11 protein-coding genes are annotated in these 11,686 nt (G+C 65.1%); 5 read left to right on the top strand and 6 right to left on the bottom strand.

Features of this window, described 5'->3' with window-relative positions; translation table 11 throughout:
• Positions 1–13: 13 nt before the first annotated feature.
• The 5 genes from I3K84_RS13230 to rpmH all read right to left on the bottom strand — a co-directional run bounded on the left by I3K84_RS13230 (position 14) and on the right by rpmH (position 4,411).
• A complete protein-coding gene (locus I3K84_RS13230) occupies positions 14–1,600 on the bottom strand; it encodes an ABC transporter substrate-binding protein (RefSeq protein WP_196994718.1) in 1,587 nt (528 codons plus the stop codon).
• A 130-nt stretch (positions 1,601–1,730) separates the two neighbouring features.
• Positions 1,731–3,443, bottom strand: a complete 1,713-nt coding sequence (yidC, locus tag I3K84_RS13225) for a membrane protein insertase YidC (protein ID WP_196994717.1) — start codon at positions 3,441–3,443, stop codon at positions 1,731–1,733.
• Positions 3,440–3,736, bottom strand: coding sequence for a membrane protein insertion efficiency factor YidD (gene yidD, locus I3K84_RS13220; protein ID WP_011807217.1), 297 nt, complete (start codon positions 3,734–3,736; stop codon positions 3,440–3,442). The genes yidC and yidD overlap by 4 nt, the downstream gene beginning before the upstream one ends.
• Positions 3,733–4,206 (bottom strand): ribonuclease P protein component, encoded by a 474-nt coding sequence (locus tag I3K84_RS13215; RefSeq protein WP_196994716.1) that lies wholly within the window; start codon positions 4,204–4,206, stop codon positions 3,733–3,735. The genes yidD and I3K84_RS13215 overlap by 4 nt, the downstream gene beginning before the upstream one ends.
• Positions 4,207–4,276: 70 nt before the next feature.
• Positions 4,277–4,411 (bottom strand): 50S ribosomal protein L34, encoded by a 135-nt coding sequence (gene rpmH, locus I3K84_RS13210; RefSeq protein WP_005798102.1) that lies wholly within the window; start codon positions 4,409–4,411, stop codon positions 4,277–4,279.
• Between the two features lie 320 nt (positions 4,412–4,731).
• On the opposite strand from rpmH, the gene dnaA reads away from it, so the two are divergent.
• The 3 genes from dnaA (at position 4,732) to gyrB (ending at position 10,128) form a co-directional block, all read left to right on the top strand.
• Positions 4,732–6,153: a chromosomal replication initiator protein DnaA gene (dnaA, locus tag I3K84_RS13205; protein WP_088888008.1), complete on the top strand. Its 1,422-nt coding sequence runs from the start codon at positions 4,732–4,734 to the stop codon at positions 6,151–6,153.
• Between the two features lie 144 nt (positions 6,154–6,297).
• Positions 6,298–7,404 (top strand): DNA polymerase III subunit beta, encoded by a 1,107-nt coding sequence (gene dnaN / locus I3K84_RS13200; protein ID WP_123675434.1) that lies wholly within the window; start codon positions 6,298–6,300, stop codon positions 7,402–7,404.
• Positions 7,405–7,521: 117 nt separating this feature from the next.
• Positions 7,522–10,128 (top strand): DNA topoisomerase (ATP-hydrolyzing) subunit B, encoded by a 2,607-nt coding sequence (gene gyrB, locus I3K84_RS13195; protein WP_196994715.1) that lies wholly within the window; start codon positions 7,522–7,524, stop codon positions 10,126–10,128.
• A gap of 153 nt (positions 10,129–10,281) precedes the next feature.
• On the opposite strand, the gene I3K84_RS13190 is transcribed toward gyrB, so the two are convergent.
• Complete coding sequence (locus tag I3K84_RS13190) at positions 10,282–10,515, bottom strand: hypothetical protein (RefSeq protein WP_196996115.1); 234 nt, start codon at positions 10,513–10,515, stop codon at positions 10,282–10,284.
• A 169-nt stretch (positions 10,516–10,684) separates the two neighbouring features.
• Between I3K84_RS13190 and I3K84_RS13185 the strand changes: the two genes are divergently transcribed.
• Both I3K84_RS13185 and I3K84_RS13180 read left to right on the top strand, forming a co-directional pair.
• The gene (locus tag I3K84_RS13185) at positions 10,685–11,206 is read left to right on the top strand and encodes a GNAT family N-acetyltransferase (protein ID WP_196994714.1); all 522 of its coding nucleotides are present in this window, start codon (positions 10,685–10,687) and stop codon (positions 11,204–11,206) included.
• Positions 11,203–11,616, top strand: coding sequence for a YkgJ family cysteine cluster protein (locus I3K84_RS13180; protein WP_012655127.1), 414 nt, complete (start codon positions 11,203–11,205; stop codon positions 11,614–11,616). Before I3K84_RS13185 ends, I3K84_RS13180 begins: the two co-directional genes overlap by 4 nt.
• The last annotated feature ends 70 nt before the right edge of the window (positions 11,617–11,686 follow it).

Below are 11,686 nucleotides of genomic sequence, written 5' to 3'. Positions count from 1 at the left end.
ACGGAGAACCGGCCTACTTGATCGTGGTCCAGTTCGGCATCGGGCGATCGTCCGCGCGATGCGGCGTGTCCACGTTCTTGCGCATCGCCCAGGGGCGGATCTGGTGGTGCAGCGGCAGGTAGTAGTACTCGTCCTTGACCAGCTTGAGCGCGTCGTTGATCAGCGCGTCGCGCTTGGGGGCATCCATCTCGACCTTGATCTGCTGGATCATGCCGTCGAGCTTGGCGTCGGAAAAGCGCCCGCCGTTGTAGACGCCAGCCGAGGTCTTGCCGTCCTTGGTGGACATCAGCGAGTCCAGCGAATACAGCGCGTCGAACGTGGCCACGCCCCAGCCGAACAGGTAGGCGCTCACGTCGTTGTTCATCACGCGGGTGACGAACTGCGCCATGGGCGCAGTTTGCAGGTTGGTCTTGACGCCGATGCGCGTCCACATGGCGGTAACGGCCTGGCAGATGGCCTCGTCATTCACGTAGCGGTCATTCGGGCAGTCGAGCTTGAGCGAGAAGCCGTTCGGGTAGCCGGCGTCGGCCAGCAGCTTCTTGGCGGCCTCCACGTCGTACTTGGCGGCACGCTCGTCCAGTTGCTTGGTCCAGCCATGCACCATGGGAGCGATCATGGTGCCCGCAGGCACCGACAGGTTGCGCATGGTGCGGCTGTGCAGGCCCGCAGAGTCGATGGCCTGGTACAGCGCCTGGCGCACGCGCTTGTCCTTGAGCGGGTTCTTGCCGGCCGTGCCCGCGCCGGGCAGCTCGTCGCGGAACTGGTCCAGGCCCAGGTAGATGGTGCGGTTCTCGGCCCCTTCGATGAGCTTGATGTCGGGGTTGGCCTTCATGCGCGCCAGATCCTGCGGCGGCGGGTCGACCACGAAGTCCACCTGCCCCGAGATCAGCGCGGCCGAGCGCGTGGCGGCCGACTTGATGGGGGTGAACACCACCTCGTCGATGTTGCCCTTGGGCTTGTCCCACCAGTTGGGGTTCTTCTTGAGCGTGACCTTCACGTCCGGCTGCCAGCCCACCATGACGAAGGGGCCCGTGCCGTTGGCGTTGCGCGAGGCGTAGTTCTCTTCCTTGCCCGCGTAGTCTTGCGACTTCACCGAGTTGTGCTTCTCGGCCCAGGCCTTGTTCATGATGCGCGCCTCGGTCAGCTCGCGCAGCAGGATGGGATTGGGGCCCTTGAGGAACACGTCCACCGTGTGCTCGTCCACCTTCTTGACTTCCTTGACGCTCTGCACCGCGGACATCATGTTGGACGGCGCCGTGCCGGCACGCGTGAGCGAGAACACCACGTCATCGGCCGTGAATGGCGCACCATCGTGGAATTTCACGCCCTTGCGCAGTTCAAAACGCACCTGTGTGGGGGAGACCTGCGTCCACTTGGTGGCCAACGCGGGCTCGATCTGGTACTTGTCGTCATAGCGCACCAGGCTCTCGTACACCTGCTGCAGGAAGGCGTGCGTGGTCTGGTGGTTCTGCGCGTGGGGGTCCACGGTGAGGATGTCGTTGGCGCCGGCCCAGCGCATGGTGGCGGCGTGGGCGGTGCCCATGGCCACGAGCACGGCGGCCCCCAGCAAGCCCAGTTTGAAGGTGGTACGTTGAATCATCCGTCTGGCTCCTGTGTGTTGATGGTTACTACCGGATCACGTAGTAGCAATCATCGTACCGAAAACAACAACGGCCGCTGAGCGGCCGTTGCGGGGAGCAGGGGATTGCGGCCGGGAAGGCCGCGCTCCGTCAGCGGAACTTGGGCAGGTTGAACTGCGGCGGCACGCCCATGCGGGTGTTGATGATCCACTGCTGCGCGATCGACAGGATGTTGTTCGTCAGCCAGTACAGCACCAGGCCGGCCGGGAAGAAGAAGAACATCACGCTGAACATCAGCGGCATCAGCCACATCATCTTGGCCTGCATCGGGTCCGGCGGCGCGGGGTTCAGCGCCGTCTGCAGCAGCGACGAGAGCGTCATCAGGAGCGGCAGGATGAAGAATGGGTCGGGCGAGGACAGGTCCTTGATCCAGCCGATCCACGGCGCATTGCGCATCTCCACGCTGGACAGCAGCACCCAGTACAGCGCGATGAACACCGGGATCTGGATCATGATGGGCAGGCAGCCGCCCATGGGGTTGACCTTCTCCTCGCGGTAGATGCGCATCATCTCCTGCTGCATCTGCTGGGGCTTGTCCTTCAGGCGCTCGCGCATTTCCATGATGCGCGGGTTGATGGCCTTCATCTTGGCCATGCTGGCATAGGCCTTGGCGTTGAGCCAGTAGAACGCGATCTTCAACAGGAACACCAGCGCCACGATGGACCAGCCCCAGTTGGCGATCACCTTGTGCAACTGGTCCAGCAGCCAGTACAGCGGCTTGGCCAGGATGGTCAGCCAGCCATAGTCCTTGACCAGCTCCAGGCCCGGGGCCAGCTTTTCCAGCAGCGTCTCGATCTGCGGGCCGGCGAACAGGCGCGCGTCCACGGCCTTCGACTGGCCGGGGGCGATCTCGCCCAGCGGCGTGATCATGCCCACCGAGTACAGGTTGGTGTCCACCTTGCGCACGAAGTTGTCGCGCTGCACACCGTCGCCCAGCAGCCACGCGGTGGCGAAGTAGTGCTGCACCATGGCCACGTAGCCGTTGCTGGAAGACTTGTCGATCTCGGCCTTGCCGTTCTCGATGTCCTTGAACTCCACCTTGTGGTACTTCTTCGCCTCGGTGTACACGGCCGGACCGGTGAACGTGGAGTAGAACGACGACTCGCCCGCCGGCTTGTTGCCATCGCGCGCCAACTGCAGGTACAGCTGGGGCGATACCGGGGCCGTGCCCGTGTTGACCACCTCGTGCTTCACGGCCACGTCGTAGGCGCCGCGCTTGAGCGTCCAGGTCTTGACCAGCTTCACGCCGCCCATGTCGGCCGACTCGAAACGCACGGTCAGCTCGTTCTGGCCGTCCTGCAGTTCGCGCGGACCGGGCACGACCGCCATGGGGGTCTTGTGCGTGGGGAAGGCGCCGCCGGCACCGTTGCCGATGAGGCCCGTCTGCGCGACATAGACACGCGAAGCGCTCTCGTCCAGCAGCAGGAAGGGCTTGGTCTTGTCCTCCATCTCGGGATATTGCAGCAGCTCTCCGTGGACCAGCGAACCGCCTTCGGAGTCAAAGCTCAGGCGCAGCACGTCGGTGCTCACCGTCACACGCTTGCGCGGGATGGCGGCGGCAGGCGGCACGCTGGCGCCTGCGGGCAGCTGCGGCGCCGCGCCCGGCGTGGCGCTGGCGGCGGCCACCGGCACGTCGGCAGCGCCAGCGCCGGAGGCCGCTACCGCGGGCGTGCTGGCCGTCTGCGTCGGCGGCGTGGGGAAGAAGGTGGCCTTGTTGCCGTTGTGGATCTGCCACTTGTCCCACAGCAGAACCATGGAAAAGCCAAAGATCACCCACAGGATGGTGCGGCGGATGTCGTTCATGAAGTCTTCTTACGTGAGGAAGAGGGAGTGTCGTCGGAAGGCGTGAGCCGTGAAAACAGGCGCATGCCGCGCGGCAGCTCCTGCGGCACGGGGTCCAGCCCGCCCTCGCACCAGGGATGGCAGCGCGCCAGGCGGCGCACGGTCAGGTAGCTGCCGGCCGCGGCACCATGTTGCTCCAGCGCCTGCAGAGAGTACACCGAGCAGGTGGGCTCGAAGCGACAGGCCGACCCGATCCAGGGACTTAGCAGCAGCCGGTAGCCGCGCACCAGCCCCATGAGCAGCGCGCGCATCATGGTCGCGCCCCTGTCGCGGCCACCCTACTGCGGCGTTCGGCCGCGGCAAAGAGCTGTTCCAGTTCGGCGCGCACGGCCTGCTTCAAAGCCTCGGAGGTGGCGCTCACGAACTGCTTGCGATCAAAGCCCATGCGCAGGCGCACCACGTGCGCGCCGCTGGGCATGCGCGCCTCGAACCCGCTGGCCACGGCGTAGATCTGGCGCTTGATGGTGTTGCGCGTGACTGCGCGGCGGGCCCAGCGCTTGGGCACCATGGCGCCCAGCCACACGCCGCCCGCCTGCCCCCCCACGAGAAACAGGGCCTGCGATCCCTGCGCCTTCGGCGAGGAATCGGGCCCTGTGGCTGGCGGAACTCCATCGGTTGCCACCGGCGGCAAACCCAACCGGTGCAGTGCGAAGTGCGCCGTGCGGGAGACGGTGCCTCCCGCCATGGCTGCCTGGAACTGGGGGCGCGTTTTCAGCCGATGCATGGGTGCAGCGTCCCCGGCAGGGAACTGGCGGTGCAAACCCGTAAGCGGCCGAAAGCCGAGCGGCCCGGCCTCAGACGGCCAGACGCTTGCGGCCCTTGGCGCGGCGAGCGTTGATGACGGCACGGCCGCCGCGCGTCTTCATGCGCACGAGGAAGCCATGGGTGCGCGCACGGCGCGTCTTGGAGGGCTGGTAAGTACGTTTCATGTTCTCGATCCTTGAAGGTTCAGTTACGGGCGCGGCTTCGATCGGCAGCACCCGCCGGGCCTGCTGCATCCTGCATGGAATGCGCGAAAAGCAGCCGCCCGGGCTTAATCACCCTGAACACCATTCAGGGAAACCGCGGATTATTGCAGGCTCGGTGAATCCTGGCAATGCCTGGGGCGTCTCGGCTTACTTTGCAGTCCAGTGCATGTACGCCCGCACATGCCCCCTTACCGCCTCGCTCAGATTGTGGATAACTCCTTGACAAGCTAGAATCGCGGGCCTTGTAGCGTTCCTCCTATCCACAACAAGAATCACCTGAAATGAACGAGGGACTTCACTCCTCCAGCCACGACAGCGACGGCGCCAGCGCCGGCCAGGGTCTGTGGCAGGCCTGCGCCGAACAGCTGGCGCAGGACCTCCCGGAACAGCAGTTCAACACCTGGATCAAGCCGCTGGTGGCCCAGGTCGCCCCCGATTTTTCCAAGGTCACCCTGCTGGTGGCCAACCGCTTCAAGCTCGACTGGATCCGCGCGCAGTATGCCGGCCGCATCTCGGCCTTGCTGGAAGGTCTGTACGGCCAACCGGTCACACTGGAGTTAGCGCTTGCTCAGCGGGAATCCGTTGTCAGGACTTACGTCCGTCCCACGGCGCCAGAGACCCCCGCCACCGGCGATGCACCGTCCGCCCAACCCTCCACCGACGAGGCGCCTGCCGGCGCCTTCCGCACGCGCCTGAACCCGGCGTTGACCTTCGAGACGTTGGTGGAGGGCACGGCCAACCGCATGGCGCGCTCGGCGGCGATGCACGTGGCCGGCTCGCCCGGTCACCTGTACAACCCGCTGTTCATCTATGGCGGCGTGGGCTTGGGCAAGACCCACCTGGTGCATGCCGTGGGCAACAAGCTGCTGCAGGACCGTCCCGACGCCAAGGTTCTCTACATCCATGCGGAGCAGTTCGTCTCGGATGTGGTCAAGTCATACCAGCGCCGTACCTTCGACGACTTCAAGGAGCGCTACCACTCGCTCGATCTGCTGTTGATCGACGACGTGCAATTCTTTGCCAACAAGGACCGCACGCAGGAAGAATTTTTCAACGCCTTCGAGGCGCTGCTGGCCAAGAAGAGCCACATCGTGATGACTTCGGACACCTATCCCAAGGGTCTGGCCAACATCCACGAGCGGCTGGTCTCGCGTTTCGACTCTGGGCTGACGGTGGCGATCGAGCCGCCCGAGCTGGAAATGCGCGTGGCCATCCTGATCAACAAGGCGCGCGCTGAAGGGTCGGAGATGCCCGAAGAGGTGGCCTTCTTCGTGGCCAAGAATGTGCGCTCCAACGTGCGCGAACTCGAAGGCGCGCTGCGCAAGATCCTGGCCTACAGCCGCTTCAACCAGAAGGAAGTTTCCATCCAACTCGCGCGCGAAGCGCTGCGCGACCTGCTGTCGATCCAAAACCGGCAGATCTCGGTGGAAAACATCCAGAAGACCGTGGCCGACTATTACAAGATCAAGGTCGCGGACATGTACAGCAAGAAGCGCCCGGCCAGCATCGCCCGCCCGCGGCAGATCGCCATGTACCTGGCCAAGGAGCTCACGCAAAAGAGCCTGCCCGAGATCGGCGAGCTGTTCGGCGGGCGCGACCACACCACGGTGCTGCACGCGGTGCGCAAGATTGGCGCCGAACGCCAGCAACTCACCGAACTCAACCAGCAGCTGCACGTGCTGGAGCAGACGCTGAAGGGTTGACGCGCCCCATGGAGCGAAAAGGACCGCCCCCCGCAAAAGCACGCCCGTTCGCGGGCAAAATGGCGCGTTGGACGGCCCGGGAGGGGGCACTGCCCATGCCGCCGTCTGCGCACCTATCCCCAAAAACCACCAAAGGTTGACGACATGATTGTCCTGAAGGCCACACAAGACAAGGTTCTCGCCGTTCTGCAATCGGTTGCCGGCATCGTCGAGCGCCGCCACACGCTGCCCATCCTGGCCAACGTGCTGCTGCGCAAGACGGGCAATGCCATCCAGCTCACCACCAGCGACCTGGAGATCCAGATCCGCACCACGGCCGAGCTGGGCGGCGACACGGGCGACTTCACCACCACGGTGGGTGCGCGCAAGCTCATCGACATCCTGAAGACCATGCCCTCCGACCAGACGGTGAGCCTGGAGTCCAGCCAGTCCAAGCTGATCCTGAAGGGCGGCAAGAGCCGATTCACGCTGCAGACGCTGCCGGCCGAGGACTTCCCGCTGGTGCAGGAAGCCGCCAGCTTCGGCCCCGCCTTCAGCGTGCCGCAGAAGGTCCTGAAGAGCCTGCTGGGGCAGGTGTCGTTCGCCATGGCAGTGCAGGACATCCGCTACTACCTGAACGGCATCCTGTTCGTGGCCGAGGGCACGACGCTCTCGCTGGTCGCCACCGACGGCCACCGCCTGGCGTTCGCCAGCGCGCAGCTGGACGTGGAAGTGCCCAAGCAGGAGGTCATCTTGCCGCGCAAGACCGTGCTGGAGCTGCAGCGTCTGCTGTCGGATGCCGACGGCGCCATCGAGATGCAGTTCGCCAACAACCAGGCCAAGTTCAGCTTCGGCGGCATGGAGTTCGTCACCAAGCTGGTGGAGGGCAAGTTCCCCGACTACAACCGCGTGATTCCCAAGAACCACCACAACAGCGTGACCCTGGGCCGCGCCCCGCTGCTGGCCAGCCTGCAGCGCACGGCCATCATGACCAGCGACAAGTTCAAGGGCGTGCGCCTGAACATTGAACCCGGCCTGCTGCGTGTGGCGTCGAACAACGCCGAGCAGGAAGAGGCGGTGGACGAGCTGGACATCGACTACGGCGGCGACGCCATCGAGATCGGCTTCAACGTCAGCTACCTCATCGACGCCCTGGCCAACATGGGCCAGGACATGGTGAAGGTCGACCTGGCCGACGGCAACAGCTCCGCGTTGATGACCATCCCCGACAACGAGCACTTCAAGTACGTCGTGATGCCCATGCGCATCTGACATACTATTATTTTGATAGCTGTTAGCGCTTGATGGATGGGCGCTAGCGGCACATTTGATTCCTATAAGGCCGCCGGCACGCCGTGCCGGTGCGCCTGGACCGAAGGCAGCCCTTTCATGACCGCAGAGCAATCGCAGCCCGCCCCCGAACAGCCCATTTCCGCCCCGGCCGAGCAGCCCGTCGCATCGGTCGCCGGCAGCGACGGCTACGGCGAGGGCGCCATCCAGATCCTGGAGGGCCTGGAGGCCGTGCGCAAGCGTCCGGGCATGTACATCGGCGATACGTCGGACGGCACAGGCCTGCACCACCTGGTCTTCGAGGTGGTGGACAACTCCATCGACGAGGCCCTGGCCGGCCACTGCGACGACATCGTCGTCACCATCCACACCGACAACTCCATCAGCGTGGTGGACAACGGCCGCGGCATTCCCACCGGCGTGAAGATGGACGACAAGCACGAGCCCAAGCGCTCGGCCGCCGAGATCGCCCTGACCGAGCTGCACGCCGGCGGCAAGTTCAACCAGAACAGCTACAAGGTCTCGGGCGGCCTGCACGGCGTGGGCGTGTCCTGCGTGAACGCGCTGTCCAAGAAGCTGCGCCTGACCGTGCGCCGCGACGGGCAGACACACCAGCTTGAATTCGCCCAGGGCGTGGTGCAGAACCGCCTCATCGAGGTCGTGGACGGGGTCGAGGTCTCGCCCATGAAGGTCATCGGCCCCACGGAAAAGCGCGGCACCGAGGTGCGCTTTCTGCCCGACACCGAGATCTTCAAGGAAAACAACGACTTCCATTACGAGATCCTGGCCAAGCGCCTGCGCGAACTGTCCTTCCTGAACAACGGCGTGCGCATCCGCCTGATCGACGAGCGCACCGGCAAGGAAGACGACTTCTCGGGCGCCGGTGGCGTCAAGGGCTTTGTGGAATTCATCAACGGCACCAAGAAGGTGCTGCATCCCACGGCCTTCCACGCCACGGGCGCGCGCCCGGCCGAGACCTACGGCGGCATCCCCGGCACCGAGATTGGCGTCGAAGTAGCCATGCAGTGGAACGACGGCTACAACGAGCAAGTCCTCTGTTTCACCAACAACATCCCGCAGCGTGATGGCGGCACGCACCTGACCGGCCTGCGCGCGGCGATGACGCGCGTGATCGGCAAGTACATCGAGCAGAACGAGCTGGCCAAGAAGGCCAAGGTCGAGGTCAGCGGCGACGACATGCGCGAAGGCCTGTGCTGCGTACTGAGCGTGAAGGTGCCCGAACCCAAGTTCAGCAGCCAGACCAAGGACAAGCTGGTCAGCTCCGAAGTGCGCGCGCCGGTCGAGGACATCGTCGCCAAGGCGCTCACCGACTATCTGGAAGAAAAACCGAACGACGCGAAGATCCTCTGCGGCAAGATCGTCGAGGCCGCCCGCGCCCGCGAGGCCGCGCGCAAGGCACGCGAGATGACACGCCGCAAAGGCGTGCTGGACGGCATGGGCCTGCCCGGCAAGCTGGCCGACTGCCAGGAAAAAGACCCGGCGCTGTGCGAGATCTACATCGTCGAGGGCGACTCCGCCGGCGGCTCCGCCAAGCAAGGGCGCGACCGCAAGTTCCAGGCCATCCTGCCGCTGCGCGGCAAGATCCTGAACGTGGAGAAGGCGCGCTACGAGAAGCTGCTGTCCAGCAACGAAATCGTCACCCTCATCACCGCCCTGGGCACCGGCATCGGCAAGGCCGCCGTGGAATCGGGCAAGAGCGGCGCTGACGACTTCGACGTCGCCAAGCTGCGCTACCACCGCATCATCATCATGACCGACGCGGACGTGGACGGCGCCCACATCCGCACGCTGCTGCTGACCTTCTTCTACCGCCAGATGCCCGAGCTGGTGGAGCGCGGCCACATCTACATCGCCCAGCCGCCGCTGTACAAGGTGAAGAACGGCAAGGAAGAGCTGTACCTGAAAGACGCCGCGGCGCTGGACACCTTCCTGCTGCGCGTGGCGCTGAACCACGCCAGCATCACCACCGGCGGCAACCAGCCCCGCACGCTGGCCGGCGACGAACTGGCCCAGCTGGCGCGCACGCACCAGTATGCCGAGCAGGTGATCGCGCGCCTGTCCGCCTTCATGGATGCCGAGGCGCTGCGCGCCGTGGCCGACGGCGTGGTCTTCAACCTGGACACCCTGCAGGACGCCGAGGCCAGCGCCGTGCAGCTGCAGGCCAAGCTGCGCGAGCTCAACACCAACGGCGTGCCCGCCGATGTGGCGGGCGAGATCGACCCGCGCACCGACAAGCCCATCCTGCGCATCAGCCGCCACCACCATGGCAACATCAAGAGCAGCCTGATCACGCAGGACTTCGTGGCCGGCGACGACTACGCCGCCCTGGCCCAGGCCGCCGAGAGCTTCCGCGGGCTGATCCAGGAAGGCGCCAAGGTCACGCGCGGCGAGGGCGAGAAGGCCAAGGAGGAAAAGGTGGGCGACTTCCGCCAGGCCATGGCCTGGCTGATCAGCGAAGCCGAGCGCACCACCAGCCGCCAGCGCTACAAGGGCCTGGGCGAGATGAACCCCGAGCAGCTGTGGGAAACCACCATGGACCCCGAGGTGCGCCGCCTGCTGCGCGTGCAGATCGACGACGCCATCGAGGCCGATCGCGTGTTCACCATGCTCATGGGCGACGAGGTCGAGCCGCGCCGCGACTTCATCGAGACCAATGCGCTGCGCGCGGGCAACATCGACGTTTGATCGTTGCTGTAAAGGGCCCATCCCCCGACGATTGGGGCGCCGTCAGTGAGAAAAAGCCATGGACCAACATCCATGGCTTTTCATCGCTGGAGACAAGACGTTTTTATCGGTCACCCCGCAAGGCAATCCCGACTGCCATGCCAGTCGTTGCCGTCACGGAAGGCGCAAATCCATACCGAGCATCTTGGAAAGGCCGAAGGTGAAGAGCAACACCGCCAGCAGCGCCAGCATGAAAACGGCAACGACCTTGCCACTCGTGCGCAGCAGCGCGCGCCTGTCCGTTCCCTTGTTCCCCTGGTCGTAATGCCATTTGATGGCAAAGAACATGCACGTGCCGAAGACGAGCACCTTGAACGTGATGAAGACTACAGGGACCCAATCGATCATTTTTTGAGGAATTTCAGCGTTTGAGTTGTTATTGTCTACCGTGAAGAACACCACCGCTGCATGGCAGGTCATGGCTATCAAAAAGCAACCGGCAGCAATGCATCGGTTGCAGCCCTTCACACCATTGCGTTTTTAATGAACTTCTACTGCACCAAAGCCGTTGGCAGTTATGACCGTCTTGACCATCCGCCCCGCCACCATTGACGACACCGATCTGATCTTGCACTTCGTGCGAGAACTGGCGATCTATGAAAAAGCGGAGCATGAGGCGCTGGCCACGCCCGCGCACGTGCACCGCACGCTGTTCTGCGCCAACCCCAAGGTGCACGGCCTGATCTGCGAGGCCGGCGGCACCGCCGTGGGCTTCGCGGTGTACTTCTTCAACTACTCCACCTGGCAGGGCCGCCACGGCCTGTACCTGGAAGACCTGTACGTCTCGCCAGAGCACCGCGGCAAGGGCGCAGGCATGGCGCTGCTGCGGCAACTGGCCCGCATCGCCGTGGACCACGACTGCGGGCGCTTCGAGTGGAGCGTGCTGGACTGGAACACACCCTCCATCGCGCTGTACGACAGCCTGGGCGCGCGCCCGCAGAGCGAATGGATCCGCTACCGCCTCACGGGCGACGAGCTGCATGCGCTGGCAGCGCAGGCGCAGCCGCTGGCCCCGCAGCCCTGCACGCCCGCACCATGAGATCCCCCATCGCCATCGTCGACGTGGACCGCGTCGACACCTGGACCCGCTACCGCGCGGGCCTGTGCGAGAGCTGCGCGGCCAACTGCTGCACCATGCCGCTGGAGGTGCAGCTGTCCGACCTGGTGCGCCTGGGCCTGGTGGACGCCTTCGAGGCCGAGCATGAAGAGCCCCGCCACATCGCCAAACGGCTTCAGAAGGCGCGGCTGATCGACCACTTCAACCACAAGAACACCCTCTTCACCCTGGCGCGGCGCGCCAACGGCGACTGCCAGTTCCTGGACGCCGCCACGCGCCTGTGTACGGTGTACGAGCAGCGGCCCGAGACCTGCCGCCTGCACCCGCAGAAGAAAAGCCCCAAGCCCGGCTACTGCGCCTACGGCGCGCGCGAGCGGCAGCGCCGCGGCTGACCACCACGCTGTAGGACGCGGCCCACGCCGCAAGCCAGCGGCCGCCCACCTGCGCCGCGCGCGCGGCATG

The organism is Diaphorobacter sp. JS3051, from assembly GCF_015832135.1.
GTDB lineage: Bacteria > Pseudomonadota > Gammaproteobacteria > Burkholderiales > Burkholderiaceae_C > Diaphorobacter > Diaphorobacter nitroreducens.
The sequence above is the reverse complement of the archived record's forward strand: the minus strand, read 5'-3'. Positions and strand labels throughout refer to the sequence as shown.